Origin of the sequence: Pseudomonas sp. MWU349, assembly GCF_017947325.1 — a bacterium.
In the GTDB taxonomy this organism is placed as follows: Bacteria; Pseudomonadota; Gammaproteobacteria; order Pseudomonadales; family Pseudomonadaceae; genus Aquipseudomonas; species Aquipseudomonas protegens.
Window position 1 is genome coordinate 597831 of sequence record NZ_JAFEVP010000002.1, and the last position, 25981, is coordinate 623811.

General features: G+C 64.1%; 25 protein-coding genes. 12 read left to right on the forward strand and 13 right to left on the reverse strand.

Going from position 1 to position 25981, the window contains the following annotated elements:
• The first annotated feature begins 5 nt into the window (after positions 1-5).
• On the forward strand, positions 6-1337 hold the full coding sequence (locus tag KCG88_RS09955) for a DUF58 domain-containing protein (RefSeq protein WP_210712309.1): 1332 nt from the start codon (positions 6-8) through the stop codon (positions 1335-1337).
• 15 nt (positions 1338-1352) lie between these two features.
• Here KCG88_RS09955 and KCG88_RS09960 read toward each other — a convergent pair whose 3' ends face one another.
• Together KCG88_RS09960 and KCG88_RS09965 are read right to left on the reverse strand one after the other, a co-directional pair.
• Positions 1353-1712: a PilZ domain-containing protein gene (locus KCG88_RS09960; RefSeq protein WP_047288803.1), complete on the reverse strand. Its 360-nt coding sequence runs from the start codon at positions 1710-1712 to the stop codon at positions 1353-1355.
• Positions 1713-1931: 219 nt separating this feature from the next.
• Positions 1932-2306 carry a hypothetical protein gene (locus KCG88_RS09965; protein ID WP_011063050.1) on the reverse strand — a complete coding sequence of 125 codons (375 nt, stop codon included), beginning with the start codon at positions 2304-2306 and terminating at the stop codon, positions 1932-1934.
• Positions 2307-2463: 157 nt separating this feature from the next.
• On the opposite strand from KCG88_RS09965, the gene pyk reads away from it, so the two are divergent.
• The gene (gene pyk, locus KCG88_RS09970; RefSeq protein ID WP_047288805.1) at positions 2464-3915 is read left to right on the forward strand and encodes a pyruvate kinase; all 1452 of its coding nucleotides are present in this window, start codon (positions 2464-2466) and stop codon (positions 3913-3915) included.
• A gap of 83 nt (positions 3916-3998) precedes the next feature.
• Here pyk and KCG88_RS09975 read toward each other — a convergent pair whose 3' ends face one another.
• Genes KCG88_RS09975 through KCG88_RS09985 form a run of 3 tightly spaced genes read right to left on the reverse strand, consistent with a single transcriptional unit; the run spans position 3999 to position 6814 of the window.
• Positions 3999-4748: an enoyl-CoA hydratase-related protein gene (locus tag KCG88_RS09975; RefSeq protein WP_047288807.1), complete on the reverse strand. Its 750-nt coding sequence runs from the start codon at positions 4746-4748 to the stop codon at positions 3999-4001.
• A gap of 28 nt (positions 4749-4776) precedes the next feature.
• The gene (locus tag KCG88_RS09980) at positions 4777-5715 is read right to left on the reverse strand and encodes an iron-sulfur-binding ferredoxin reductase (protein WP_047337654.1); all 939 of its coding nucleotides are present in this window, start codon (positions 5713-5715) and stop codon (positions 4777-4779) included.
• Positions 5708-6814, reverse strand: coding sequence for a GGDEF domain-containing protein (locus KCG88_RS09985; protein WP_047288811.1), 1107 nt, complete (start codon positions 6812-6814; stop codon positions 5708-5710). Before KCG88_RS09985 ends, KCG88_RS09980 begins: the two co-directional genes overlap by 8 nt.
• A 337-nt stretch (positions 6815-7151) precedes the next feature.
• Between KCG88_RS09985 and KCG88_RS09990 the strand changes: the two genes are divergently transcribed.
• The 4 genes from KCG88_RS09990 (at position 7152) to KCG88_RS10005 (ending at position 13509) form a co-directional block, all read left to right on the forward strand.
• Positions 7152-8675 carry a fumarate hydratase gene (locus tag KCG88_RS09990; RefSeq protein ID WP_047288813.1) on the forward strand — a complete coding sequence of 508 codons (1524 nt, stop codon included), beginning with the start codon at positions 7152-7154 and terminating at the stop codon, positions 8673-8675.
• Positions 8676-8828: 153 nt separating this feature from the next.
• Positions 8829-10595, forward strand: coding sequence for an ATP-binding protein (locus KCG88_RS09995; RefSeq protein WP_210712310.1), 1767 nt, complete (start codon positions 8829-8831; stop codon positions 10593-10595).
• The gene (locus KCG88_RS10000; RefSeq protein ID WP_047337656.1) at positions 10589-11923 is read left to right on the forward strand and encodes a sigma-54 dependent transcriptional regulator; all 1335 of its coding nucleotides are present in this window, start codon (positions 10589-10591) and stop codon (positions 11921-11923) included. The genes KCG88_RS09995 and KCG88_RS10000 overlap by 7 nt, the downstream gene beginning before the upstream one ends.
• 263 nt (positions 11924-12186) lie before the next feature.
• Complete coding sequence (locus KCG88_RS10005) at positions 12187-13509, forward strand: MFS transporter (RefSeq protein ID WP_011063058.1); 1323 nt, start codon at positions 12187-12189, stop codon at positions 13507-13509.
• A 93-nt stretch (positions 13510-13602) separates the two neighbouring features.
• On the opposite strand, the gene KCG88_RS10010 is transcribed toward KCG88_RS10005, so the two are convergent.
• Positions 13603-14358 carry a hypothetical protein gene (locus tag KCG88_RS10010; RefSeq protein ID WP_210712311.1) on the reverse strand — a complete coding sequence of 252 codons (756 nt, stop codon included), beginning with the start codon at positions 14356-14358 and terminating at the stop codon, positions 13603-13605.
• 374 nt (positions 14359-14732) lie between these two features.
• On the opposite strand from KCG88_RS10010, the gene KCG88_RS10015 reads away from it, so the two are divergent.
• Together KCG88_RS10015 and KCG88_RS10020 are read left to right on the forward strand one after the other, a co-directional pair.
• On the forward strand, positions 14733-15146 hold the full coding sequence (locus KCG88_RS10015) for a heme utilization protein (protein WP_092137452.1): 414 nt from the start codon (positions 14733-14735) through the stop codon (positions 15144-15146).
• A gap of 164 nt (positions 15147-15310) precedes the next feature.
• A complete protein-coding gene (locus KCG88_RS10020; protein ID WP_210712312.1) occupies positions 15311-15940 on the forward strand; it encodes a flavin reductase family protein in 630 nt (209 codons plus the stop codon).
• 9 nt (positions 15941-15949) lie between these two features.
• Here the strand turns inward: KCG88_RS10020 and KCG88_RS10025 are convergent, their stop codons facing one another.
• A complete protein-coding gene (locus tag KCG88_RS10025) occupies positions 15950-16222 on the reverse strand; it encodes a hypothetical protein (RefSeq protein ID WP_041119660.1) in 273 nt (90 codons plus the stop codon).
• Between the two features lie 9 nt (positions 16223-16231).
• Entirely contained in the window at positions 16232-16597 is a 366-nt protein-coding gene (locus KCG88_RS10030; RefSeq protein ID WP_011063063.1) for an antibiotic biosynthesis monooxygenase family protein, read from the reverse strand.
• A gap of 330 nt (positions 16598-16927) precedes the next feature.
• Between KCG88_RS10030 and KCG88_RS10035 the strand changes: the two genes are divergently transcribed.
• Positions 16928-17857, forward strand: coding sequence for an AraC family transcriptional regulator (locus KCG88_RS10035; RefSeq protein WP_019092978.1), 930 nt, complete (start codon positions 16928-16930; stop codon positions 17855-17857).
• Between the two features lie 7 nt (positions 17858-17864).
• On the opposite strand, the gene KCG88_RS10040 is transcribed toward KCG88_RS10035, so the two are convergent.
• Together KCG88_RS10040 and KCG88_RS10045 are read right to left on the reverse strand one after the other, a co-directional pair.
• A complete protein-coding gene (locus KCG88_RS10040) occupies positions 17865-19313 on the reverse strand; it encodes an aldehyde dehydrogenase family protein (RefSeq protein ID WP_210712313.1) in 1449 nt (482 codons plus the stop codon).
• Positions 19310-20947 (reverse strand): 5-guanidino-2-oxopentanoate decarboxylase, encoded by a 1638-nt coding sequence (locus KCG88_RS10045; RefSeq protein ID WP_210712314.1) that lies wholly within the window; start codon positions 20945-20947, stop codon positions 19310-19312. Before KCG88_RS10045 ends, KCG88_RS10040 begins: the two co-directional genes overlap by 4 nt.
• Before the next feature lie 159 nt (positions 20948-21106).
• Here KCG88_RS10045 and KCG88_RS10050 point away from each other — a divergent pair, with 159 nt between their 5' ends.
• Positions 21107-21988, forward strand: coding sequence for a LysR substrate-binding domain-containing protein (locus KCG88_RS10050; protein ID WP_047289034.1), 882 nt, complete (start codon positions 21107-21109; stop codon positions 21986-21988).
• 108 nt (positions 21989-22096) lie between these two features.
• Here KCG88_RS10050 and KCG88_RS10055 read toward each other — a convergent pair whose 3' ends face one another.
• Positions 22097-22711 (reverse strand): NAD(P)-dependent oxidoreductase, encoded by a 615-nt coding sequence (locus KCG88_RS10055; protein ID WP_047288828.1) that lies wholly within the window; start codon positions 22709-22711, stop codon positions 22097-22099.
• A 69-nt stretch (positions 22712-22780) separates the two neighbouring features.
• Complete coding sequence (locus KCG88_RS10060; RefSeq protein WP_210712315.1) at positions 22781-23665, reverse strand: MBL fold metallo-hydrolase; 885 nt, start codon at positions 23663-23665, stop codon at positions 22781-22783.
• A gap of 113 nt (positions 23666-23778) precedes the next feature.
• Here KCG88_RS10060 and KCG88_RS10065 point away from each other — a divergent pair, with 113 nt between their 5' ends.
• Together KCG88_RS10065 and KCG88_RS10070 are read left to right on the forward strand one after the other, a co-directional pair.
• Positions 23779-24684, forward strand: a complete 906-nt coding sequence (locus KCG88_RS10065) for a LysR family transcriptional regulator (RefSeq protein ID WP_210712316.1) — start codon at positions 23779-23781, stop codon at positions 24682-24684.
• Between the two features lie 141 nt (positions 24685-24825).
• On the forward strand, positions 24826-25002 hold the full coding sequence (locus KCG88_RS10070; protein WP_016968420.1) for a hypothetical protein: 177 nt from the start codon (positions 24826-24828) through the stop codon (positions 25000-25002).
• Here the strand turns inward: KCG88_RS10070 and KCG88_RS10075 are convergent.
• Positions 24995-25909, reverse strand: a complete 915-nt coding sequence (locus KCG88_RS10075) for a helix-turn-helix domain-containing protein (RefSeq protein WP_047288834.1) — start codon at positions 25907-25909, stop codon at positions 24995-24997. The two genes, KCG88_RS10070 and KCG88_RS10075, sit on opposite strands and share 8 nt — an antisense overlap.
• Between the last annotated feature and the right edge of the window lie 72 nt (positions 25910-25981).

Consider the following 25981-nt stretch of genomic DNA (forward strand, 5'->3'; position numbering starts at 1 on the left):
CGCCAATGAAGCCGACCCGTCTGCTGTTGATCTGGCTGGGGACTTTGACCGGCCTGTACACCTTGCTCGGCGCCGCCCGCGCCCTGGGCAGCGAGGCCCTGCCGCGCCTGGACTCGATTGCCTGGGGCCTGCTGCTGGCGTTGTTGCTGCTGGCATCGCTGGACGCCCTGCGCCTGCTGCGCGTGGCCTCGCCGCAGATCCAGCGCCAGCTACCCGGCAGCCTGCCCCTGGGCCGCTGGAGCGAAGTGCAACTGGAGATCCTGCACGACTACCGGCAACCTCTGGATGTGCAGCTGTTCGACCACCCGCCCCAGGGCCTGGGCTTCGAGTACCTGCCGCAGTCCACCCGCCTGGAGCCGGGGCAGGTCAGCCGGATCGGCTATAACGTGCGCCCACTGCAGCGCGGCCACTTCAATTTCGACCAGTGCGAAATCAGCCTGCCCAGCCCTCTCGGACTATGGAGCGCCAGGCGCCTGCTCAAGGTGCACGACAGCACCCGGGTCTACCCGGACTTCGCCCGCCTCTACGGCGCGCAATTGCTGGCGGTGGACAACTGGCTCAGCCAACTCGGTGTGCGCCAGCGGCAACGCCGCGGCCTGGGCCTGGAGTTCAACCAACTGCGGGAGTTTCGCGAAGGCGACAGCCTGCGACAGATCGACTGGAAGGCCACGGCCCGCCAACGCGCGCCCATCGTCCGGGAGTACCAGGACGAACGCGACCAACAGATCATCTTCATGCTCGACTGCGGGCGCCGCATGCGCAGCCAGGATGGCGAGCTGGCGCACTTCGACCACGCCCTCAACGCCTGTCTGCTGCTGAGCTATGTCGCCCTGCGCCAGGGCGATGCGGTGGGCCTGTACAGCTTTGCCGGGGAACGCTCGCGCTACCTTGCACCGGTCAAGGGCTCGGCCCAGTTGAGCGTGCTGCTCAATGGCGTCTATGACCTGGACACCAGCCAGCGCCCCGCCGATTACCAGGCCGCCGCCAGCGAGCTGCTGGCCCGGCAGAAACGCCGGGCACTGGTGGTGCTGATTACCAATCTGCGGGACGAGGATGACCAGGAACTGCTGACGGCGGTCAAGCGCATCGGCCGTCAGCATCGGGTGCTGGTGGCCAGCCTGCGCGAAGAGGTGCTTGACCAGTTGCGCCAGAGCCCGGTGCAAACCCTGCCCGAAGCCCTGGCCTACAGCGCGACGGTGAACTACCTGAACAGCCGCGCCGAGCTGCACGAACGCCTGAGCGCCCACGGCGTCGCCCTGCTCGATGCCCGTCCGGGAGAACTGGGGGCCGAACTGGTCAGCCGCTATCTGAACTGGAAGAAAGCCGGCAGCCTGTAGCCGCTGCCGAGCGCCTCAGGCCGAGGTCTGCAACGGGTGAAAGCTGAAGTAATGACGCAACGCCTGCTCCAGCTCGGCAAACTCCGCACCGGCCCGCAACAGGCTGAAACCGCTGTCGTAGTGGTGGGGTGTCAGGTCCTCATGGCACCAGAGGCAGCAGGCGCTGAAGTCGATGAACTGCACTTGGCCGTCACCGCCGGGGACTTTCACCCGCAAGTCGAATTCGGCACCGATCAGCATCGGCAATGGGCTGATCAGCATCAGCCCGTCGGCCGACAGGTTGCCAAGGAAACCTACGGGCTTGTCGGTGAAACGATTGAATACTTTTAAAAAGGACGGCAGTTGGTGCCGCTCGATCCGAGGTTCCATGAACATGCTGGGTATCGCTATGAAAGGTCATTAAGCATGACCGCACTAGTGCTTCGGAACAGGCCCTGATATCGGCCCGCTCTCCCGGATTCGATGCGCGAGGAAGACTGCCAGAGGGATTCCAACGCCACTGCCACCAGCCGGGCCGGGGCGGTTTTCGAACAGCCTGTGCAGATGTTAGCTCAAGCGCGAGGGGCAATTACATCGCCCCCTGGTGAATCTCTTTTACAGCGCCGTGCGACGAACTTGTGCGGCGCCATTTGCCGGGTAGTGCCCCAACTGTTGCAGGGTATCCAGGCGAGCCCGGGCGCGAAACGCGTACTCGCTGGTGGGGTACTGGGTAATGATGAACTGGTAGGTCTGCGCGGCATCGACGAACAACTTCTGACGCTCCAGGCATTGCCCGCGCAGCATCGACACTTCCGGCTGGATGTAGCGACGGGCACGACTGTCACGGTCGACCTGGCTCAACTCGAGCATCACGCTCTCGCAGTTGCCGCGGTCATAAGCGCGGTAGGCGTTATTCAAATGATGGTCCATGGACCAGCGGGTGCAGCCGACAACACTGACGGCCAGGGCAGCAATGAGTACGAATCGCATGGGGTATCTCCTGTCTTGTGCAGTGTATCGACTCATCGGCAAAAATCTTCAAGGTTGTTGCGGTAAACAAACAAAGCAATAAGTAGTGCAAACGAACAATGACTACAACTTCGGAGCATAGTAGCCTCTCGTTGCGCTTGAACTCAGGAGTCCGTGCATGTCCGTTCGTCGTACCAAAATCGTTGCCACCCTTGGCCCGGCCAGTAACTCGCCGGAAGTTCTCGAACAGCTGATTCTCGCGGGCCTGGATGTTGCCCGTCTGAACTTCTCCCACGGCACTCCGGACGAGCACAAGGCTCGCGCCAAACTGGTCCGCGACCTGGCAGCCAAGCACGGCCGCTTCGTGGCCATCCTCGGCGACCTGCAGGGCCCGAAGATCCGCATCGCCAAATTCGCCAACAAGCGCATCGAGCTGAAGATCGGTGACAAGTTCACCTTCTCCACCAGCCATCCGCTGACCGAAGGCACCCAGGATATCGTCGGCATCGACTACCCGGATCTGGTCAAGGACTGCGGCGTGGGCGACGAGCTGCTGCTGGACGACGGTCGCGTGGTGATGCGTGTGGAAACCGCCACCGCTACCGAACTGCATTGCGTGGTGACCATCGGCGGCCCGCTGTCCGACCACAAGGGCATCAACCGTCGTGGCGGTGGCCTGACCGCCCCGGCCCTGACCGAGAAAGACAAGGCCGACATCAAGCTCGCGGCCGAGATGGAAGTCGATTACCTGGCCGTGTCCTTCCCACGGGACGCCGCCGACATGGAATACGCGCGCAAGCTGCGTGACGAAGCCGGTGGTACTGCCTGGCTGGTAGCGAAGATCGAACGCGCCGAAGCGGTGGCCGACGACGAAACCCTCGACGGCCTGATCAAGGCCAGCGACGCGGTCATGGTTGCCCGTGGCGACCTGGGCGTGGAAATCGGCGACGCCGAGCTGGTGGGCATCCAGAAGAAAATCATTCTGCACGCCCGTCGCCACAACAAGGCGGTGATCGTTGCGACCCAGATGATGGAGTCGATGATCCAGAACCCGATGCCGACCCGCGCCGAAGTGTCCGACGTGGCCAACGCCGTGCTCGACTACACCGATGCGGTGATGCTCTCGGCGGAAAGCGCCGCCGGTGCCTACCCGCTGGAAGCGGTGCAGGCCATGGCGCGGATCTGCGTCGGTGCGGAAAAGCACCCCACCAGCAAGACCTCCAGCCACCGCATGGGCAAGGTGTTCGAAAGCTGCGACCAGAGCATTGCCCTGGCTGCCATGTACACCGCCAACCACTTCCCCGGCGTGAAGGCGATCATCGCCCTGACCGAAAGTGGCTACACCCCGCTGATCATGTCGCGCATCCGCTCCTCGGTGCCGATCTACGCCTACTCCCCGCACCGCGAAACCCAGGCTCGCGCAGCCATGTTCCGTGGCGTCTACACCGTCCCGTTCGACCCGGCCTCCCTGCCGCCCGAGCAGGTCAGCCAGGCAGCGATCGATGAGCTGCTCAAGCGCGGCGTCGTAGAGAAAGGCGACTGGGTGATTCTCACCAAGGGCGACAGCTACCACACCACCGGCGGCACCAACGGCATGAAGATCCTGCACGTGGGCGACCCGATGGTCTGAGTCTTCGCCTTGCTGAACAAAAAGCCCCGGTGTCGAAAACACCGGGGCTTTTTCATGCCCGCGTGAAACCGCTGTCCACGGCCTCAGCCCTTGCTGAGAAACCCGGACAACGCGGCGATGGCTTCAGGGGACTGCAGGCGCCGGGTGAATTCCACGCCCTCTTGCTCAATGACCTGGCGCAGTTGCTCGCGGTCCGGCGCCTTCATCAGGCGCTTGCTCACCTGCACCGCTTCGGGCGCCAACTGGCTGAAACGCAAGGCCGCCTCCCGGGCCTTGGCCAAGGTGGCCACACCATCCCCCAGGGCGGCGCTGGCAATCCCCCAGGCGGCGGCCTGTTCGCCACTGAAGCCTTCGCCCAGCAACAGCAACTCCGCCGCCTTGGCCTGCCCCAGCAAGCGCGGCAGGATCAGGCTCGAACCAAATTCCGGGCACAGCCCCAGGTTGACGAACGGCATGCGCAGCCGTGCATCGCGACTGACATAGACCAGGTCGCAATGCAGCAGCATCGTGGTGCCGATGCCTACTGCGGCGCCGGCCACTGCAGCCACCACCGGCTTGCGACATTGCACAAGGCTGCGCATGAAGCGAAACACCGGGCTGTCGAGGTCCCGGGGCGGTTGCTGGAGGAAGTCGGCGATGTCATTGCCGGCGGTAAAGCATTCGCTGCTGCCGCAGATCAGCACGGCGTTGATCTCGGGATCGCCATCGGCCTCGCTCAGGGCGTCGGCCAGGCGAGCGTACATGGCGCGGGTCAGGGCGTTTTTCTTGTCGGGACGGTTCAGGCGCAAGGTCAGCAGCCCGCCCTCACGTTGCAACTCGATGGCATCGGTCATGGGGATCTCGCTCTGGAAGAATCAGCGCTCAACCACGGGGCAGGAACACATCGGCCAGCAGTTGATTGCGCGGCAGCCCCGCCAGGTACAGGCGCCGGGCGAAGGCTTCGACACTGTCAGGGTGACCGCAGAGTAAGGCCTGGGTTTGCCGGGAAACAAGCCGCAGTTGCGCCAAAGCGGCTGTCAGCTCGGCCCCGGTCCACAGCTCGACGGACAGCTGGGCCCGGTTCGCCGCCAGGGCCGCCAGGGGTTTGGCCAGGTAATGCTCACTGCTGTCATGGGCCAGGTGAATGATGCGGATGGGGCCCTGGTGATCCTGGCGCAGGGCCTCGCGCAGTATGCCGAACAGCGGCGCCAGGCCGGTTCCCGCGGCCAGTAGCCAGAGTGGGCGCTGCTGCCAGTCCGGATCGTAGTGCAACGCGCCACCTCGCAACTCCCCCAGGCGCATCGGGTCGCCCAACTGCAACTGGCGCGCCGCATCGCTGAACTGGCCCGGATGCCGGCAGTCCAGGTGGAACTCCAGAAAGCGGTCTTCTTCCGGCAGGCTGGCCAAAGAATAAGGCCGGGCGATCTGGCCGGCGGCCCACAGCACCAGATGCTGGCCGGCGCGGTAACGCAAGGGCCGCTGCGGTTGCAGGCGCAGGCGCAGGACCGAGCTCGACAACCAGTCCAGGCCGACCACCGTCGCCGGCAGGCCGTCACGCACAGGGTCGAAGGTCTCGACTTGCAAATCCTCCACCACCTGGCACTGGCAAGCCAGGCGCCAGCCAAGCCGGCGCTGTTCATCGCTCAACGCATCCGGCCGACTGTCGCTGGGCAAGCCCTGGACACAATGCACCAGGCAGGCATGGCAACTACCGGCGCGGCAACTGTAGGGCACCGTCACGCCAGCCTGATTCAGGGCATCCAGCAGGTTGCTTCCAGGCGCCACCGGCCAGCACCGGCTACCAACGGTCAATTCAGGCATCGAGGTTTTCCCAGGCCGCAGCGCAACGATTGCGACCGTCGCGCTTGGCCCGATACAGCGCCTGATCGGCGCGTTGCAGGGCATGGTCCAGATCGTCGCCGGCCCGCAGCAGGGTCATCCCCGCCGACAGGCTCAGGTCTCGTACGTTAAGGCCCACCAGTTGCACTTCGGTGAACGCCAGGCGCAAACGCTCGCAGCAGGAGGTCAGGCGCTCGGCGTCACACTCGGGCAGCAGTACCACGAATTCCTCGCCACCGTAACGGGCCAATACGTCGCCATCGCGCAGGCAAGCCGTGGCCACCGCGGCGAAGGCCTGCAGTACCTGGTCACCGGCAGCATGGCCATGGAGATCGTTGATGCGCTTGAAATGGTCCAGGTCGATCAGCGCCAGCCCATGCACCTGGTCCTGATCCATGGCGTGCAGCTCGCGGCTGGCAATGCGCAGGAAATGCCGGCGGTTGAACAGGCCGGTCAGTTCATCGGTGGCTACCAGGTCCTCCAGTTGCCGCATCATGCCCCGCAGAGTGTCTTGGTGAGCCTGCAGGGCAAAGCGCCGCTGGCGCATGCGCGCGCGCGACGCCTGAACATAGGCGGCATACAGGCACATCCACACCAGCATCACCAGCAGCACGCAGACCTGCAACGCAGCCAGTTGCGGATCACCGAGGAGCAGGCGATAGCCGTCCCACAGGTTGACCCCGGCAAAGCAGAAGAAGATCAACGCCGCGCTGCGCAGATAGGCCCGGCGGGTGAGGTGAAACAGGCCGAACAGCAACGGCAGCAGGTAGAACACCAGGAACACCCCGCGGGCCTGATCCAGATGGGCCATCAGCCAGGTCTGCCAGGCGATGCCCAGCACCACCTGGACTTCGGTCAGGCTGGGGTCGGCGAACTGCAGGTTGCGTCCGCTGACGAACACCCAGCACAGCAGCCCCTGGCTGGCCAGTACCAGGCCAGTGCCCAGCAGCGCGCTGCCGGTCGAAGCACGGGAATGCCCCGTGACGACGGCCAGCCAGAACAGCAGCAGGATCAGTGCGTAAGTGCCCGCTGCAATGGCGAAGCGCTTGAATAACAGGCTCTGGATGGCTTTATGGGTCAATCGTTGACTCACCGTGAGAAAGGAGGCTTAAAGAGTTTCCTACCCTGCAGGCCACTTGCCACTTTAGTGCTGCGCCCGGCAAATGACTATTCAAATTTAAAGCCCCGTCGCCAGGTTTCAGCGCCGACTCAGGCAAGAACAGTGCCCATCCGATGGGCGACTTTGGTTGGCCCGGCTGGCGGGTGTGCCGAGCCCCCAGGCGCGGTATACTGCCGCGCCTTTTTAGCGTCGCGCCAGTTGTCTGTCCGGCGTGCCTTAGAAGGTGCCTGCATCCGACCGATCCACCCAAGTGCAGGCACCTTATTAAATGTTCCCGTCTTTTAGAGGAGCGCGACTCATGACCGTGATCAAGCAAGACGACCTGATTCAGAGCGTTGCCGACGCCCTGCAGTTCATTTCCTACTACCACCCCGTGGACTTCATCCAGGCGATGCACGAGGCCTACCTGCGGGAAGAATCGCCGGCTGCCCGTGATTCCATAGCGCAGATCCTGATCAACTCGCGCATGTGCGCCACCGGCCACCGGCCGATCTGCCAGGACACCGGCATCGTCACGGTATTCGTGCGCGTGGGCATGGACGTGCGCTGGGACGGCGCCACCATGAGCCTGGACGACATGATCAACGAAGGCGTGCGTCGCGCCTACAACCTGCCGGAAAACGTCCTGCGCGCTTCCATCCTGGCCGACCCGGCAGGCGCCCGGAAGAACACCAAGGACAACACCCCTGCGGTGATCCACTACTCCATCGTTCCCGGCAACACCGTGGAAGTGGACGTGGCGGCCAAGGGCGGCGGCTCCGAGAACAAATCGAAGATGGCCATGCTCAACCCGTCCGACTCGATCGTCGACTGGGTACTCAAGACCGTTCCGACCATGGGCGCCGGCTGGTGCCCACCGGGCATGCTGGGCATCGGCATCGGTGGCACCGCCGAGAAAGCTGCTGTGATGGCCAAGGAAGTGTTGATGGAATCCATCGACATCCACGAGCTCAAGGCCCGTGGCCCGCAGAACCGCATCGAAGAGATCCGCCTGGAGCTGTTCGAGAAGGTCAACCAGCTGGGCATCGGCGCCCAGGGCCTCGGTGGCCTGACCACCGTGCTCGACGTGAAGATCATGGACTACCCGACCCACGCCGCTTCCCTGCCGGTGTGCATGATCCCCAACTGCGCCGCCACCCGTCACGCGCACTTCGTACTGGATGGCTCCGGCCCGGCGAGCCTGGAAGCGCCACCGTTGGACGCCTACCCGGAAATCGTCTGGGAAGCCGGCCCGTCGGCCCGTCGGGTCAACCTCGACACCCTGACCCCGGAAGAAGTGCAGAGCTGGAAACCGGGCGAAACCGTACTGCTCAACGGCAAGATGCTCACCGGCCGCGACGCTGCGCACAAACGCATGGTCGAGATGCTGAACAAGGGCGAAACCCTGCCGGTGGACCTCAAGGGTCGCTTCATCTACTACGTCGGCCCGGTGGATCCGGTCGGTGACGAAGTGGTCGGCCCGGCTGGCCCGACCACCGCCACGCGGATGGACAAGTTCACCCGCCAGATCCTCGAGCAGACCGGCCTGCTGGGCATGATCGGCAAGTCCGAGCGCGGCCCGACCGCGATCGAAGCGATCAAGGACAACAAGGCCGTGTACCTGATGGCCGTCGGCGGCGCTGCCTACCTGGTAGCCCAGGCGATCAAGAAATCCAAGGTCCTGGCCTTTGCCGAACTGGGCATGGAGGCGATCTACGAGTTCGAGGTCAAGGACATGCCGGTGACCGTCGCCGTCGACAGCAAGGGCGAGTCGGTACACATTACAGGTCCTGCCATCTGGCAGAAGAAGATCAGTGACAGCCTGGCGGTAGAAGTGCAGTAAGCCCTTCCTCCGTTCGGCCCAGGCGGCGGTGCTGTTCATTGAATGGCCCGCCGCTTTTTTTATGCACCGCCCTTTCCCGACACTGTCCGCGATCAACGTTAGCCCCGGCGCTCATGCTATCGTTCCCGCCCCCATTGCAGCCTGCCCCGACTCATGGCCCAGATCTCCCGCCACCTCCGCTTGACGCTCTATATCCTGGTGATTCTTGCTGGCACCGTGCTCAGCGCCGGCCTGGCCATGCGCCATGCAGAACGGCAGACGCTGGTGGAGGAAGCCGCCCGTGCCAATGAGCAATTGGGGCTGTACGCCAACTCGCTGCATACCCTGATCGAACGCTATCGTGCCCTGCCCGCGGTCCTGGCCCTGGACCCGGAACTGCGCGCGGCGCTGCAGGGGCCGGTGGCCACCGAAACCCAGGACGCATTGAACCGCAAGCTGGAAAAGATCAATGGCGCGGCCCGCTCCTCGACCCTGGAGCTGCTGAACCATGAGGGCCTGGCCGTGGCCGCCAGCAACTGGCGCCTGCCCAGCAGCTACGTTGGCCACAACTACGGCTTTCGCCCCTACTTCAAGCAGACCCGCAGCCAAGGCAGCGGGCGCTTCTACGCGGTGGGCGTGACCAGCGGCATCCCGGGGTATTTCCTGGCCAGCGCAGTCAAGGCCGACAACCAGGACTTCCTCGGGGCCATGGTGGTCAAGCTGGAATTCCCCGAACTGGAACATGAATGGAGCCAGGGCAACGATACCCTGCTGGTCAGCGATGCCCGGGGCATCGTGTTCATCGCCAACCAGCCCGGCTGGCGCTACCGGCACTTGCAGCCGCTGTCGAGCAACGACCTGGAAGAAATCAAGCTCACCCGCCAGTACGACAAACAGCCCCTGACCCCGCTGCAATACCAGACGCTGCAACGCTTTGACGACAACAGCAGCCTGGCCCGGGTCGAAGGCCCCGAGGGCCGCGCCAGCTACCTCTGGGAGTCCCTGCCGTTGGCCGCCGAAGGCTGGACCCTGCACCTGCTGCGCAAACCGCCGAATGCCTTCGAGGAAACCCGCAATGCCGGGCTCGCCGCCGCCGGTGCCTGGCTGACCCTGGTGTTCCTGCTGCTGTTCCTCAACCAGCGCTGGCGCCTGGGGAAAGTGCGCCAGCGCAATCGCCAGGAGCTGGAACAACTGGTGGAAGAACGTACCCGCGATCTGCGCACCGCCCAGGAAGGCCTGGTGCAATCGGCCAAGCTCGCAGCCCTTGGGCAGATGTCCGCCGCCCTGGCCCACGAAATCAACCAGCCCCTAACCACTCAGCGCATGCAGCTGGCAACCCTCAGGCTGTTGCTGGATCACGGCCGGGTGGACGAAGCCTACAAAGCCCTGCGCCCACTTGACGACATGCTGACCCGCATGGCCGCCCTCACCAGCCACCTCAAGACTTTCGCCCGCAAGAGCCCCAGTGGCCTGCGCGAACGCCTGGACCTGACCGCTGTGGTGGACCAGTCGCTGCACTTGCTGGAAGCCCGGCTGCGTGCCGAAGACGTCGAAGTGCTGCTGCACCTGACCCGCCCGGCCTGGGTCCGGGGCGACGCCATCCGCCTGGAACAGGTGCTGATCAACCTGCTGCGCAATGCCCTGGACGCCATGCAGGACAAACCGCACAAACGCCTGGAGATTAGTCTTGAAGCCGAAGACCAGCTCTGGCAACTGCGGGTCGCCGACAACGGCGGCGGTATTGCCGAGGAACACTTGCTGAGCGTCTTCGATCCGTTCTTCACCACCAAACCGGTGGGTGATGGCCTGGGGCTGGGGCTGGCGGTGTCCTATGCCATAGTCCACGAACTGGGTGGCCGCCTGAGCGTGGCCAACCAGGAGCAAGGGGCGGTGTTCACCCTGAGCCTGCCCATCGATCTGGAGGCCCATATCCAATGCTGAACTCAGTGATCGTGGTGGACGATGAAGCCAGCATCCGTACCGCCGTCGAGCAGTGGCTGAGCCTGTCGGGCTTCGAGGTCCAGCTGTTCAGCCGGGCCGAGGACTGCCTGGCGCAACTGCCCAGGAACTTTCCCGGGGTGATCCTCAGCGATGTGCGCATGCCCGGCATCAGTGGCCTGGAGCTGCTGGCCCAGGTCCAGCGCCTGGACCCGGACCTGCCGATCATCCTGCTCACAGGCCACGGCGATGTGCCCATGGCGGTGGAAGCCATGCGCGACGGGGCCTACGACTTCCTGGAAAAACCCTTCAGCCCCGACACCCTGCTCAGCAGCCTGCGCCGGGCCCTGGACAAGCGCCGCCTGGTCCTGGAAAACCGCCGCCTGCACCAACAGGCCGACAGCCGGGCCAAGCTCGACGCCACCTTGCTGGGGGTCTCCAGGGCCTTGCAGACCCTGCGCCGCCAGGTACTGGAACTGGCAGCCCTGCCGGTCAACGTGCTGATCCGCGGCGAGACCGGCAGCGGCAAAGAACTGATTGCCCGCTGCCTGCACGACTTCGGCCCGCGGGCCGGCAAGCCCTTCGTGGCCCTGAACTGCGCGGCGATCCCCGAGCAGTTGTTCGAAGCCGAACTGTTCGGCCATGAAAGCGGCGCCTTCACCGGCGCCCAGGGCAAACGCATCGGCAAACTGGAGTACGCCGACGGCGGCACGCTGTTTCTCGACGAGATCGAAAGCATGCCCCTGGCCCAGCAGGTCAAGCTGCTGCGGGTGTTGCAGGAGCAGAAGCTGGAACGCCTGGGTTCCAACCAGAGCATCAAGGTCGACCTGCGGATCATCGCCGCCACCAAGCCCGACCTGCTGGACGAGGCCCGTGCCGGGCGTTTCCGTGAGGACCTGGCCTACCGCCTGACCGTGGCTGAACTGCGCCTGCCACCATTGCGCGAGCGCCGCGAGGACATCCCCCTGCTCTACGAGCACTTTGCCCAGAATGCCGGGGAGCGCCTGGGGCGCAGCGTCGCGCCCTTGAGCGGCGCGCAACTGAGCCGCCTGCTCAGCCACGACTGGCCGGGCAACGTGCGCGAGCTGGCCAACGCCGCCGAGCGCCAGGTGCTGGGCCTGGGCGAGCCGGAACCCGACGCCATCGAACCCGGCCAGTCCCTGGCGGCGCAGCAGGAAGCCTTCGAGGCCCAATGCCTGCGCGCGGCCCTGAGCCGGCACAAGGGTGATATCAAGGCGGTACTCAACGAGCTGCAACTGCCCCGCCGGACGCTTAACGAAAAGATGCAGCGCCATGGGCTGACCAGGGAACAGTTCCTCAAGGAGGAGTAGCCCCTACAGGACGCGGCTGCCGGAGAATCAACCCTCAAACCCGGCACCGCCCCCATCGACGCCTTCGCCCACATGCCCAGGGGCACGGCCGCTTTCGGCAATTTCCCGCTTACCCACAAGGCGCCCATAGGCGGATTTCCGCTTATCAAACTCGCTTAACCCCCTCTATTCCGGGCTTCTCGCCTTTGGCACAGGTCCTGCTATAGCCCCTGCAGGCTGCGCTTGCGCGCACTCCACAAAAACAATGAATAGAAGGGTCCTTCATGGATATCTCTAATACCCTGCCTGCCGGGTCGGCGGCTGCGCCCGCCACAGAAAAGACCACCGCCAGCCGCCTGAAGTCGATCTTCAGCGGTTCCGTGGGCAACATGGTCGAGTGGTACGACTGGTACGTCTACGCCGCCTTCTCGCTGTACTTCGCCAAGGTCTTCTTCCCCAAGGGCGACACCACCGCCCAACTGCTGAACACCGCCGCGATCTTCGCCGTGGGCTTCCTGATGCGCCCGATCGGCGGCTGGCTGATGGGGCTGTATGCCGACCGCAAAGGGCGTAAGGCCGCCTTGATGGCCTCGGTGCTGCTGATGTGCTTCGGCTCGCTGATCATCGCCCTGACCCCGGGTTACGAAACCATCGGCGTCGGCGCCCCCATCCTGCTGGTGCTGGCGCGCCTGATGCAGGGCCTGTCGGTAGGCGGTGAATACGGTACCTCGGCCACCTACCTCAGCGAGATGGCGACCAAGGAACGTCGTGGCTTCTTCTCCAGCTTCCAGTACGTGACCCTGATCTCCGGCCAGCTCATCGCCCTGGCGGTGCTGATCGTGCTGCAGAACATTCTGACCACCGAGGAACTGCAATCCTGGGGCTGGCGGATTCCGTTCGGCATCGGTGCCCTCTGCGCCGTGGTAGCCCTGTACCTGCGTCGCGGCATGGAAGAAACCGAGTCCTTCACCAAGAAGAAGGAAAAGCCCAAGGAAAGCCTGATGCGCACCCTGATGCGTCATCCCAAGGAGTTGATGACCGTGGTCGGCCTGACCATGGGCGGCACCCTGGCCTTCTATACCTACACCACCTACATGCAGAAATACCTGGTGAACACTGTCGGCATGAGCATCTCCGACTCCACCACCATTTCCGCCGCCACGCTGTTCCTGTTCATGTGCCTGCAACCGGTGATCGGTGCTCTCTCGGACAAGGTTGGCCGACGCCCGATCCTGATTGCATTCGGCATACTCGGCACCCTGTTCACCGTGCCGATCCTCACCACCCTGCACACCATCCAGACCTGGTGGGGCGCGTTCTTCCTGATCATGGCGGCGCTGATCATCGTCAGCGGCTACACCTCGATCAACGCGGTGGTCAAGGCCGAGCTGTTCCCTACCGAAATCCGCGCCCTGGGCGTGGGCCTGCCCTACGCACTGACCGTGTCGATCTTCGGCGGTACCGCCGAATACATCGCCCTGTGGTTCAAGAGCATCGGCATGGAAACCGGCTACTACTGGTACGTCACCGCCTGCATCGCCTGTTCGCTGCTGGTCTACGCGACCATGAAGGACACTCGCAAGCATTCGCGGATCGAGACTGACTGAAAACAACAACGCCCGGGTGCAAGGCCCGGGCGTTTTTCGCGATCTGTGGGAAAGCTTTCGCCGGCAAGCCGGCTCCTACAGAGGCTGTACAGGTCAGGAGAGTTCGGCGGCACCTTGGCGCGCGTAGCGGTTCTGCGCCCAGGAAGCGCCAACGATCATCACCAGCAGGATTCCCGCCAATACCGCCGACGAGCCGATGGTGCCGAAATCCAGGCCACCCTTTTCGTGGGGTTTGGTGAGGAAGTCACCCAGGGTCGCGCCGAACGGCCGGGTCAACACGAAGGCCACCCAGAACAGCAGCACCGACGAGAGCCTGGTGAAGTACTTGAGCAGCACCACCACGGCGATGGTCGAGCCGATCAACAGCGCCCCGCCGGCAAAGCCCAGCCCCGAATCGTCCGCCAGGTAGTCGCCAAGGGCGGTGCCCAGGGTGTTGGAAAACAGGATCGCCATCCAATAGAACATCTCGCCGCGAAAGGTCTGGATCTTGTTGACGTTCAGCGAGTCGCCGCTCAGACGCCAGAGCGCGAAGATCGCCAGCAGAATACCGATCAGGATCAACGAGCCACTGGCATAGCCCAGGCCCAGGGTGCGGTCCATGAAGTCCGACATGGTGGTACCGGCGGTACTGGTGGAGAGGATCACGATCCAGTAGAGCACCGGGTTGTAGATCTTGGACCACAGCTGGGTGACCAGGGTCAGCAGGAATACGCTGATCAGAATCATCGAGCTGATGGCATAACCCACGTTCAGGGTCATCGACAGCAGGTCACCCGCCGTTTCGCCGAGGGTGGTGGCGCAGATTTTCATGACCCAGAAGGCCAGGGTGATCTGGGGTAGCTTGTTCATTCGCAAAGGTGCTCCAAAGGTCGCATTCAAGGCGGCCTGTCTATGGACTGCAGGCCTGCGCGGAGGCTGAACGTCGAGGGGTGAAAAACAGGTAAGGCGCGGATGAAAAAATCGTTGAAATATTTTCTTACAAGCAATTTGCTCAATTAATGATCAGTTAATGCGGGATGAATAGCCTACTAATGAATCCAAGTGGGTACTTGGCTCGTATAGGCAGTGAGGCTTGAACGCGGTATTTGGCGATGAGGGTTGCCCCCAAAAACATCGATAAAGTAGATATTTATAAGCACTAATTTGCGCTTTTATATCGACTTTACCGGAGTAGGATTAATCCCAAGCAACGCATTCACCTCAACGAACCCGGAGTCACCATCATGAAAAGCAAACTGATCCTCGCCCTGACCCTCTCGGTACTGGCTGCCAACACCTTCGCTGCCGATGGCTACGACCGCACCGGTTCCGCTACCTTCGCCGCCGATGGCTACGACCGCACCGGTTCCGCCACCTTCGCCGCCGATGGCTACGACCGCACCGGTTCCGCCACCTTCGCCGCCGATGGCTACGACCGCACCGGTTCCGCTACCTTCGCCGCCGATGGCTACGACCGCACCGGTTCCGCCACCTTCGCCGCTGATGGCTACGACCGCACCGGTTCCGCCACCTTCGCCGCCGATGGTTACGACCGCACCGGTTCCGCCACCTTCGCCGCCGATGGTTACGACCGCACCGGTTCCGCCACCTTCGCCGCCGATGGCTACGACCGCACCGGTTCCGCCAGCATCAGCTGATTGATGCACCTGACACCACAGCCCGGCCTTGGCCGGGCTTAGTCGTTTCTGGCCAGGGGAAAACACCCCTAGCGCGGAACGCTCAAGGGCCAGGACGCTGGAATTAGACGATTGCGCACTGCACTATGGCGCCCTTAACTCGCCCCAAGCAGGAACCTTGAGCCATGCCCGACGATATCCACTTTTACCAACCCGCCCTGGGCCACGGCCTGCCCCACGACCCGTTCAATGCCATCGTCGGCCCGCGCCCCATCGGCTGGATCTCTTCACAGGATCGCGAGGGTCGCCTGAACCTGGCGCCCTACAGCTTCTTCAACGCCTTCAACTACGTTCCACCGATCATCGGTTTCTCCAGCGTCGGGCGCAAAGACAGCCTGAACAATATCGAGCAGACCGGCGAGTTCGCCTGGAACCTGGCCACCCGACCTCTGGCCGAGCAGATGAACCAGAGCTGCGCCGCAGTCCCGGCCGAGGTGAACGAGTTCGAACTGGCCGGCCTGACCCCCGTGGCGTCGAAAGTCATCAGCGTGCCCCGGGTAGCCGAGAGCCCGGTGTCCTTCGAATGCAAGGTCACCCAGATCATTCAATTGCGGCGGGCGGACAAGGAACTGGTGCCGAGCTGGCTGATTCTCGGCGAGGTGGTCGCCGTGCATATCGCCAAGTGGCTGCTCAAGGACGGGATCTACGACACCGCCGCGGCAGAGCCGATTCTGCGCGGCGGCGGGCCGGCGGATTACTTCCAACTGGGGCCAGAGGCTCTGTTCAGGATGCACCGCCCGGGGGCAGTCAAATAGCGCCTGGACTCAGTAGCTCTTCCAGCTCAATTCGCCGTCCTGATCGACGTCGGCCAACTGTTCGAGTTGTTGTGCGGCAGCCTGGTCGGCGTCATGCGCCGTCTTGAATTTCTGCTCATCCAGGACTTTATGAAAGCGTGGTGCGCTTGATGCGCCAAGAGCCTTGACGGCGATGGCGGCGCTGTATCCCCCCTCCCCTGGAACCACAGCGGAAACTGCTTCGTAGTGTGCAAACTCTTTGCGTGCCATGTTGCGAGTCCTGGCCAATGAAAAGTCGGCCATTCTAAACCTTCAACTGGCCAGCTTGTGCACCGGCGCCTGCTGTAGTTGCGGATATTCGCCATGGGCTTGCAGCGCCGACACGGTACTGAAGGTATGAAAATCCAGGCTGTTGACCACCAGGTCCTGCACCAGCTCGGCAAAGATCGCCATGGCCGGGGAGTTGAAATAGGCCGTCATCGCCTGCTGGCTGCTCCAGAAACCGGACACCAGCCACAGGTCGGCATCGCACTGCGAATGCTGTAGGGCAAAATGCAGGCAACCGCAGGCCTGGCGAGACGGTTCGATCAGGCTGCTCAAGCGCGCACCCAGCTCCTTGGAACGCCCGGCCCGGGCTCGGACAAAGGCCATGTGACTGACGGGAATATGCGTGGACATGTGCGACCCTCCCAGGGTGTTGTCGAGGCAGCCATGGGACGGGCTGCGACAGGATCAACGATACGGGGCGGGTCCTCGCGCGCGTTAGTCAATTTCTGCCGTTGATTTGCCCAATCCTGCGACAAGCCCCTTGCTCCCTCCCCGACTCCACGCCATGGGGCAAAAGCGTGACAACGGTGTTTCAAGCAAGTGAAGCTCATGAGCATCGACTGATCTTGCCTATCGCGCGCGCAAGCAGCAGGATCAGGCAAGTTTTACGCAGGATTCGCCTACCCGCGCTTCTTGCACAAACTTAAGCTGTGCCGACTGCAAACACTCGGAGGCTGCCCCATGCCATCACTGGAAACCCCGCCACCGCCCCTGGCCCCGGAGATGGAACGGCAGCGCGTGGAACTGGCCGCGATCATTGCACGCAACACCGCCGAGGACGGCAGCTACGCCACGGCCATCGACTCGTTGTTCGTCTCGCGCCACAGCAGCTCTCATCAATTCGGTTCGGTGCTGGCACAGCCGGCGCTGTGCATCATGGCCCAGGGCCGCAAGGAAGTACGCCTGGCCGATGAAAGCTACAACTACGACCCCTTGAATTACCTGGTGGTCTCGGTTTCCGTCCCCCTGAGCGGCAAGGTGGCGATCGTTTCACCGGAGGAGCCGATCCTGGCCCTGCGCCTGGACATCGACCCCGGGGAAATCAATGCATTGATTGCCGATGCCGGCCCCATCGGCGTACCCGCCCGGCCTACCGGGCGCGGCCTGTACGTGGAGCGCCTGGACCCGGCGATGCTCGACGCGGTGTTGCGCCTGACCCGCCTGCTGGACACCCCGAAAGACATCGCCATGCTCGCGCCGCTGGTACGCCGGGAAATTCTCTATCGCCTGCTGCGCAGCCCCCAGGGCCACCGCCTGTATGAAATCGCCACCGCCAACAGCCAGGGCCACCGGGTCAACCAGGCCATCAAGTGGCTCAACGGCAATTTCGTGCACCCGTTGCGCATCGATGATCTGGCCCGGGAGGTGAACCTGAGCGTCTCGACCCTGCACCACCGCTTCAAGGCCATGACCGCCATGAGCCCGCTGCAGTACCAGAAACAGTTGCGCCTGCAAGAGGCCCGGCGGCTGATGCTGGCCGAGGGGCTGGAGGCTTCGGTGGCGGGCTATCGGGTGGGTTATGAAAGCCCGTCGCAGTTCAGCCGCGAGTACAGCCGCTTGTTCGGCGCGCCGCCGTTGCGGGATATGGCGCGCCTGCGGGTGAGCAGCTGAGACCGGCCTAACGAGCGCGGATCACATGCTTGATTTCCTGAAAGGCCTGTAGCCCCCAGGGCCCCAGTTCACGACCGATGCTGCTCTGCTTGTAGCCGCCCCACGCCGTCTGGGGAAAGATCACCTGGGGCGCATTGATCCACACCAGACCGGCCTGCAGGGCATTGGCCACTTGCTCGGCATGCGCTGCATCCGCTCCCACTACGCTGGCCACCAGGCCGAACTCGCTGTCATTGGCCATTTCGATGGCTTGCTGCTCATTGCTGAAACTGCGCACGCAGAGCACCGGGCCAAAGATCTCCTCGCGCCATAGCGCACTGTCCAGCGGCACCTCGGTGAACACCGTGGGCTGGATGAAATACCCCTGCTGCAAGCCGGCCGGGCGACCACCGCCGCAGACCAGCTTGGCCCCCGCATTCAAGCCTTCCTCGATATGGGCCTGCACCCGCCGGTATTGCGCCTGATTGACCAGCGCGCCCATTTCCACCTCCGGGTCGAACGGGTCAGCCACGCGAATGGCTTCGGCCCGGGCCTTGAGGCGCAACAGAAACTCATCGGCCAACTCATCGGCCACCAGCACCCGGCTGGTGGCCGAGCACATCTGCCCGGCGTTGAAGAAGCCGCCGCCACAGGCCAGCTCCACCGCCAGATCCAGATCGGCATCCGCCAGCACCAGCAACGCCGACTTGCCCCCCAGCTCCAGGCTCACGCCCTTGACGGTTTCCGCCGCGCGTTGCATCACCTGGACCCCCACGGCGTTGCTGCCGGTGAAGGAAATTTTCGCCACCCGCGGGTCGGCCGCCAGTGGCGCGCCCACCGCCAGGCCGGTGCCGCAGACCAGGTTGAACACGCCCCGGGGCAAGCCGCTGCCGGCGATGATTGCCGCCAGTTCCAGCTCCGGCAATGGGGTGACTTCGGAAGGTTTGAGCACCACGCTGCAACCGGCGGCCAGGGCCGGGGCGAGCTTCCAGGCGGTGGTGACCATGGGGAAGTTCCACGGCACGATCAGCCCGACGATGCCGCAGGGCTCGCGGCGCAGGCGGGCACTGAAGGCCTCGCTGGGCAGTGCCACGTTGGCGTCCTGAGCGGCATCCAGGCCTTCGGCCAGCCCGGCGTAGTACTCGAAGGTGGCAATCACATCGTCCACATCCATGGCGGCCTCGAACTGCGGCTTGCCGTTGTTGCTCGACTGCAAGTGCATCAGTTGCTCCCGGCGTTCGGCCACACCGGCCGCAATCCGTCGCAGGACCGCCGCACGTTCAGCCCCGCTGCTGTGCGACCAACGCGCAAAGCCGGCGCTGGCAGCGCTCAGCGCCTGCCCCACGGCCTCGGGACCGCCACCGGCAACCTGGGCCAGTACGCCCTCGGTACTGGGGTTGATCACCTGCAGATGCTCGTTGCCCGCCAGCCATTGGCCGTCGATGTACAGCCCGTTCAACAGGGGTTGCGCGCTCATGCCTGTACTCCTTGGGTCCAGCGGTTCTGATCGACCTCTATCAGGGTCGGGCCCTGGCGATCCGCCGCCGAGCGCAGCGCCGCGCGCAGTTGCTCGACGCTGTCGATGCGCTCGGCGGCGCAGCCCAGGCCCTTGGCCACGGCAATGAAATCCGGGGTGTAGATGTCGACGCCCACCGGCTCGATGGCGCGGTTGACCATGTATTTCTTGATCTCTTCGTAGCCCTGGTTATTCCACAGCAGGACGATGATCGGGGTGCGAGCCTCCACCGCGCAGGCCAGTTCCGAAAGGGTGAACTGCAAGCCGCCATCGCCGATCAGGCAGGCCACCGGCCGTCGCTGGCTGGCGTGCGAACCACCGCCGAGCCAGGCGCCAATGGCCGCGGGCAAGGCATAACCCAGGGTGCCGTAGCCAGTGGAGGAGTTGAACCAGCGTCGTGGCTGCTCGGGGTTGAAGGTCAGATTGCCGCTGTACACCGGCTGGGTGGAATCGCCCACCAGGACAATCTCCGGCAGTTCCTGGACCACGGTCTGCAGAAACAGGGTCTGGGCCTGGGTCGGGCCGTCCCAGAGCTGGCTCAGCTCACTGCGCAAGGCAGCGGCGCGGGCCTGGCCCCAGTCGCTGCGACGCGCTGCCAGTTCCAGCCCGGCAAGTTGCGCCAGCAGCGCTTCGGCGGCGATCCGGGCGTCGGCCACCAGCGCCACTTTCGGCGGATAGTTGCGCACGGTCTGGTCGGCATCGATATCGATACGCAGCAAGGTAGCGGGAATCTCGAAGCCACCGGCGAAGGTCACGTCGTAATCGGTTTCCGCCAGCTCGGTGCCAATGGCCAAGACCACATCGGCCTCTGCCACCAGGGCCCGGGTCGCCACCATGGACTGGGTGGAACCGATCAGCAGCGGATGCGCCGAAGGCAGCATGCCCTTGGCATTGATGGTCAGGGCCACCGGCGCTTGCAACAGCTCGGCCAGGCGGGTCAGGGCCGGGGCGGCATCGATGGCGCCCCCGCCCGCGAGAATCAGCGGCCGCTTGGCACTGGCCAGCAGTTGGCTCATCTGCGCGACAGCGGCCGGGGCGGCGCCGGCGCGGGCGATCTGCACCGGCTCGCTGCTCAGCAGGTGGTCGGCGTCCTGGACCAGCACATCGAGAGGAATCTCGATATGCACAGGGCGTGGGCGCCCGGCCTGGAACAGGGCAAAGGCCCGAGCCAGCACCGCTGGCAACTCGTCGGCACACATCAGGGTGTGGGAAAACGCCGCCACGCCGCTGACCAGCGCACTCTGGTTGGGCAGCTCGTGGAGCTTGCCGCGCCCGCCCCCCAACTGGCTGCGGGCCTGCACGCTGGAGATCACCAGCATGGGAATCGAATCGGCGTAGGCCTGGCCCATGGCGGTGGTGATGTTGGTCATGCCGGGGCCGGTGATGATGAAACACACACCGGGTTTGCCGCTGGTTCGGGCGTAGCCGTCGGCCATGAAGCCGGCGCCTTGCTCATGGCGCGGAGTCACATGATGGATGGGCGAACGGGCCAGGCCGCGATACAGCTCCACGGTGTGTACCCCGGGAATGCCGAACACCTGCTCGACGCCATAACCTTCCAGTAGCTTGACCAGTACTTCACCGCACGTCGCCATCTCATCGCCCTTCTTATTGGAGGAAAACCGCACGTCGGCCACAGGCTGGAAAACGCCTGCGGGCGCCGATAGAGGGGCTATTGGAACGGTGGGCCTGTAGCCGCAACAATGGATAAAAAGTCATACTAGCCATGTCCCCACGTCATGCCTCGGCCCGCCATGAAACGCCTTCCTCCCTTGCCCGCGCTGCACACATTTCTGATCACCGCCCAGTGCTGTAACTTCACTCGCGCCGCCGAGCAGTTGCACATCACCCAGGGCGCGGTGAGCCGGCAGATCGCCGGGCTGGAAAGTCACCTGGGCTATCCGTTGTTCCTGCGCCAGGCCCGGGGCCTGAGCCTCACGGCCGAGGGGCTGGAATGGCTGCCACGGGTGCAGCAGGTGTTCGAAATGATCAATGGCGCGGTGGACGAGATCGGCGGCCAGAAGCGCAACCTGCGGCTCAAGGCCCCGACCTGCGTGATGCGCTGGCTGCTGCCGCGGTTGTTGCAGTGGCAGAAGGAGCGCCCCGATGTGCCGGTGCAACTGACCACCACCATTGCCCATGGCGTGGATTTCGGCCGCGAGCCGTTCGACGCCGCGGTCGTGTACGGCGCGCCACCGGCACCGACCCTGGGCTCGCGACACCTGTTCAATGAACAGCTGACTCCGGTCTGTTCCCGGCCCCTGCTGGAAGGCCCGGTGCCGCTGACAAGCCCCAGAGACCTGCAACAGCACCTGCTGCTGCACCCCTCCCATGATCAGCGGGACTGGCAGACCTGGCTCAAGGCCGCTGGCACGCCCCTGGACACCCTGGGCAAGGGCCAGCACTTCGAAACCCTGGACCTGGCGATGTCCGTGGCCTCCCAGGGCACAGGCGTGGCGATTGGCGATTGGGCGTTGATTGGCGATGACCTGAGTGCCGGGCGGCTGGTCATGCCCTTTGAATTGAAAGTGCCGACAGGGCAGGCGTATTACCTGGTGTACCCGGAGCGCCCGGGGCCTTCGCCGGCTCTGCAGGCACTGCTGGACTGGCTGGTAGAACAGGCCCGGCAGCGCTGAGTGAAATACCGGCAGGCAGCGAAAAGCCCCGCGAGGGGCCTTCAACGCTTGCCGGAACGACCCGTTAGCCGCCTGCAGCGCGCAGCTAACGGGCCAATCGGCCAGTGATCAGTAGCCGACGGTGAAACGCTGACGGCTATGGGCCGGCTTTTCCACCTCATCGAGCATGGCGATGGCGTAGTCGGCAAAAGTGATCCAACTGCGGCCCTCTGCGCTGACCAGCAGGTCGTCCTGACCCAGGCGGAAGTGCCCGGTACGCTCACCCTCGACGAACTCCGCCGATGGCGAAAGGAAGGTCCAGTCCAGGTCCCGCTCCTTGCGCAGGGTCTCCAGGTACACGCCACCGGCGCTGGCTTCGGCCTTGTATTCCTCCGGGAAGCCCGGGCTATCGATGACCTTGCCGCCACCCGGCAGCAACAGCGAACCGGCACCGCCTACCACCAGCAGGCGCTTGACCCCGGCCTTTTTCACCGGGTCGATGATGGCATTGGCAGCGATGCTGGAAAAATGCGCCGCGCTGATCACCACATCGTGACCGGCCACCGCCGCTTGCAGCGCGGCACTGTCGGCCACATCCACATCGCGGCTGACCACACCGGCACGCGCACCGATCTTCGCCGTGTTGCGGGCAATGGCGGTCACGCTGTGGCCGCGACGCAGGGCTTCTTCCAGCAGTTGGCTACCGGCACGGCCGGTGGCACCAATGATTGCGATCTTGCTCATGACATGTCTCCAGTTGGCTAAGAGAGTACAGAGGCATCCGCCCCCACAAGGGAGCGGGTCAAACCGTTTTCACCACTCCATTTCGCCCTTGGCGACCTTGGCGCTCAGCTCCAGGGAGCTGTCCTCGCCCAGGTCCGGGTAACGCTTTTTCATGGCCGCGATCAGCTCCGCGGAATCCTTGGCCTTGGCGGTTTCCTCGTCGAAGGCCTTGATGTAGTCCGCGGTGAAGTGCACCGGGGCCAGGGAACGCGCGCTGTCACCGAGGAAGTGCCCGGGGATCACGGTCTTGGGTTGCAGGCCCTCGATGGTCTTGAGGGTAGCCAGCCAGTCCGCATGGGACTGCGGGGTCTGGGTGTCGGCCATCCACACGTGGATGTTTTCCGCGACCACCACGCCACCGACCACCGCCTTGATCGACGGGATCCACACAAAGCTGCGGTCCGGCTGCTTGCCGTCCAGGCCAATGACGTCGAGCTTCTGCCCTTCCAGGGTCAGGCTGTGGCCCTTGAGCACGCCCGGCACGATGGTCTTGGCCGGCACGTCGGCGCCCATTTTCGGCCCCCAGAACGCCAGCTTGCCGTCCACCGTGGCCTTGATGTGATCCACGGTCGGCTGCGAAGCCACCACCTTGGCATCCGGGAATGCCTTGGTCAGGGTGTCGAGGCCGAAGTAGTAGTCCGGATCACCATGGCTGATGTAGATCGTGGTCAGGTGCTTGCCGCTGGCGCGAATCTTGTCCACCAGTTGCTGGGCCTGGGACTTGCCGAACTGGGCGTCCACCAGGATCGCGTCCTTCTTGCCGCTGACCAGCACCGAGGTCACCGGGAAGATTGCGTTGGCACCCGGGTTGTAGACGTCCAGGCTCAGGGTCGGCTCGGCGGCCGCGGCATGGGCGGCAAAGCCCAGGGTGGCAGTGGCCAGCAGCAAGCGTTTGAGTGAGGTGAATCCGATCATGAAGGCAGCTCCGGCATCTGTTGGCTGGGTTGGGATGGACAGAGCTTAGTTGCCAGGCTCGTTACAAAAAATGCGATGCTTGAACATAGTTTGTTTCTGAAAGCGGGCAAATCATGGATCGTCTCCAAGCAATGCGGGTCTTCGTCACCGTCGTCGACCTGGGCAGCCAGTCGGCCGCCGCCGATCACCTGGACCTGTCGCGTCCGGTGGTGTCACGTTATCTGGCGGAATTGGAGGACTGGGTCGGCGCCCGGCTGATGCACCGAACCACGCGCAAGCTCAGCCTGACGGCCGCCGGCGGTGAGATTCTGCCCCGCTGCCGGCAGATGCTGGAGTTGTCCAGCGACATGCAGGCCGCGGTCGGCGAGCCGGACGATGCCCCCCGCGGCCTGCTGCGCATCAGCGTCAGTACCTCGTTCGGCCAGTCGCAGCTGGCGGATGCCGTGGCCGACTACGTCAAGCGCTACCCGGGGGTCAGCATCGACCTGCAGATGCTCGATCGCACGGTGAACCTGGTGGATGAACGCATTGACCTGGCGATCCGTACCAGCAACGACCTGGACCCGAACCTCATCGCCCGGCGCCTGACGGTCTGCCGCTCGGTGATCTGCGCCTCGCCGGCCTATCTGCAAGAGCACCCCGCGCCCCAGCGGGTGGAGGAACTGAACCGGCACAACTGCCTGACCCACTCCTACTTCGGCAAGAGCCTGTGGCATTTCGAACAGGATGGCGAACAGGTATCGGTGCCGGTGCAGGGCAACATCAGCGCCAACGAGGCCAGCACGCTGTTGCGCGCCACCATGGCCGGCGCCGGGATCGCCATGCTGCCCAGCTACCAGGCCGGCGAGTACATCAAACGTGGAGAGCTGGTACGCCTGCTGGCTCACGCCGAACCGCGCACGATGAACATGTACGCGGTCTATGCCTCGCGCAAGCACATGCCGGCGACCTTGCGCAGCATGCTCGACTTCCTGGTCCTCAGGTTTCCCCAGCAACCGCTCTGGGACGAAGGTTTGTAGAGAGATGCGCGGCGCTGGCCGGGCTGCTCGATCCAGTTGCTGAATACCCTGCCAAACAGGCCGGGCAAGCCCCCGCAACTGACCTATGCTGATAACAGTACCCCTTTAAACCAAAGGGGTATGGGTTCAGAGGTCGTTGCCATGAACGTCAAGACAAGAAGGTACCTGGCCATCTTCATGACCTGCACCGTGACTCTGGCGCTATACGGTACTGCCGCTTATCGCGTGGAGCAGGCGCGCATGCAACCGCGCAACTACGCCAGTTGCAACCTGGAGCGCTGCATACCCCACAACGCCACCTTGAACGCCCTCAGGTGAGCGTCTGCGAATCGGCGTCGCCGGCCTGATCGGCCTTCAGGCGGTCGCGAAATACCTTGGGCGAGATCCCCACCCGGCGCCGAAACAGCCGGGTGAAGTTGGTAGGGTCGGAAAACCCCAGGTCCGCGGAAATCTCGTAGATGGTCATCCCGGTGTAGGTCAGCAGCCGCTTGGCTTCCAGCAACTGGCGTTCGTGCATGATCTGCAGCGCCGGCTGCCCTGCCAGCTCACGGCAGGTGCCGTTGAGGTGCGACACGGAAATGCCCAGCCTGTGGGCCAGGTCCTCGACCTTCACATGCTCGCGGTAATGGGCTTCCACCAACTGGATGAAGCCATTGAAATACTCACGGGCCCGCTGGGGACGCCGGCTGGCACTGCTGCGCTGCAACGCCTGGCGCACGACCCAGACCACAATCATGCTGACCTGCGCATGCATGAGCATTTCCCGAGCCGGCTGCTGACCCTGGTACTCCTGCTGCAAGGCGGCAAACAACCCGTTCAGGTACGCCTCGTCTGCCCCCGTCGGATACCCCTCGGGCCTGGACAGGGTATTTTGCCCCTGACCCAGTTGGGTTTGCAGATGGCTTACCAGCGGCGCTGCCAGTGTCACCACATAGCCTTCTATGTCTTCGGAAAACCGGAAGCCATGGACCGACAGCGGCGGCAGGACCTGGACCATCGATTTGTCCAGCAGGGTGCGCTGGCCTTCGATCTCCAGTTCCGCCTGCCCACGGTACACAAACAGCAACTGGCAGAGGTCGGCATGCCGGTGGGGCTTGATTTCCCAGTGGTGCTCGCGGCTGCGCTGGCTGATGGGCTCGCAATGAAGCAGGTCCGGGGTAGGCCAGTCCAGGCTCTCGCCATAGAGCTTGAACACCGGAATCGACGCAAGGGCAGGCTTGTTCATCACTACAGTCCAGGCCTCAGTGTGACGGGCGACGGGGGCGCCAGTGGGCGAACCATCAGACAACCGCCAGGG

Excerpts from the sequence above, each read along its gene's own strand:
- KCG88_RS10040 (WP_210712313.1), bottom strand. The coding sequence starts at position 19,313 with ATGAGCGCGCAACCCCTGTTGAACGGGCTGTACATCGACGGCCAATGG.
- KCG88_RS10015 (WP_092137452.1), top strand. The coding sequence starts at position 14,733 with ATGAAAAGCAAACTGATCCTCGCCCTGACCCTCTCGGTACTGGCTGCC.
- KCG88_RS10030 (WP_011063063.1), bottom strand. The coding sequence starts at position 16,597 with ATGTCCACGCATATTCCCGTCAGTCACATGGCCTTTGTCCGAGCCCGG.
- KCG88_RS10010 (WP_210712311.1), bottom strand. The coding sequence starts at position 14,358 with ATGAACAAGCTACCCCAGATCACCCTGGCCTTCTGGGTCATGAAAATC.
- KCG88_RS10055 (WP_047288828.1), bottom strand. The coding sequence starts at position 22,711 with ATGAGCAAGATCGCAATCATTGGTGCCACCGGCCGTGCCGGTAGCCAA.
- KCG88_RS09965 (WP_011063050.1), bottom strand. The coding sequence starts at position 2,306 with ATGCGATTCGTACTCATTGCTGCCCTGGCCGTCAGTGTTGTCGGCTGC.
- KCG88_RS10000 (WP_047337656.1), top strand. The coding sequence starts at position 10,589 with ATGCTGAACTCAGTGATCGTGGTGGACGATGAAGCCAGCATCCGTACC.
- KCG88_RS10005 (WP_011063058.1), top strand. The coding sequence starts at position 12,187 with ATGGATATCTCTAATACCCTGCCTGCCGGGTCGGCGGCTGCGCCCGCC.
- KCG88_RS09975 (WP_047288807.1), bottom strand. The coding sequence starts at position 4,748 with ATGACCGATGCCATCGAGTTGCAACGTGAGGGCGGGCTGCTGACCTTG.
- KCG88_RS09955 (WP_210712309.1), top strand. The coding sequence starts at position 6 with ATGAAGCCGACCCGTCTGCTGTTGATCTGGCTGGGGACTTTGACCGGC.
- KCG88_RS10060 (WP_210712315.1), bottom strand. The coding sequence starts at position 23,665 with ATGATCGGATTCACCTCACTCAAACGCTTGCTGCTGGCCACTGCCACC.
- KCG88_RS09995 (WP_210712310.1), top strand. The coding sequence starts at position 8,829 with ATGGCCCAGATCTCCCGCCACCTCCGCTTGACGCTCTATATCCTGGTG.
- KCG88_RS10045 (WP_210712314.1), bottom strand. The coding sequence starts at position 20,947 with ATGGCGACGTGCGGTGAAGTACTGGTCAAGCTACTGGAAGGTTATGGC.
- pyk (WP_047288805.1), top strand. The coding sequence starts at position 2,464 with ATGTCCGTTCGTCGTACCAAAATCGTTGCCACCCTTGGCCCGGCCAGT.
- KCG88_RS10075 (WP_047288834.1), bottom strand. The coding sequence starts at position 25,909 with ATGAACAAGCCTGCCCTTGCGTCGATTCCGGTGTTCAAGCTCTATGGC.
- KCG88_RS10065 (WP_210712316.1), top strand. The coding sequence starts at position 23,779 with ATGGATCGTCTCCAAGCAATGCGGGTCTTCGTCACCGTCGTCGACCTG.
- KCG88_RS09980 (WP_047337654.1), bottom strand. The coding sequence starts at position 5,715 with ATGCCTGAATTGACCGTTGGTAGCCGGTGCTGGCCGGTGGCGCCTGGA.
- KCG88_RS10070 (WP_016968420.1), top strand. The coding sequence starts at position 24,826 with ATGAACGTCAAGACAAGAAGGTACCTGGCCATCTTCATGACCTGCACC.
- KCG88_RS09990 (WP_047288813.1), top strand. The coding sequence starts at position 7,152 with ATGACCGTGATCAAGCAAGACGACCTGATTCAGAGCGTTGCCGACGCC.
- KCG88_RS10050 (WP_047289034.1), top strand. The coding sequence starts at position 21,107 with ATGAAACGCCTTCCTCCCTTGCCCGCGCTGCACACATTTCTGATCACC.
- KCG88_RS10020 (WP_210712312.1), top strand. The coding sequence starts at position 15,311 with ATGCCCGACGATATCCACTTTTACCAACCCGCCCTGGGCCACGGCCTG.
- KCG88_RS10035 (WP_019092978.1), top strand. The coding sequence starts at position 16,928 with ATGCCATCACTGGAAACCCCGCCACCGCCCCTGGCCCCGGAGATGGAA.
- KCG88_RS10025 (WP_041119660.1), bottom strand. The coding sequence starts at position 16,222 with ATGGCCGACTTTTCATTGGCCAGGACTCGCAACATGGCACGCAAAGAG.
- KCG88_RS09960 (WP_047288803.1), bottom strand. The coding sequence starts at position 1,712 with ATGTTCATGGAACCTCGGATCGAGCGGCACCAACTGCCGTCCTTTTTA.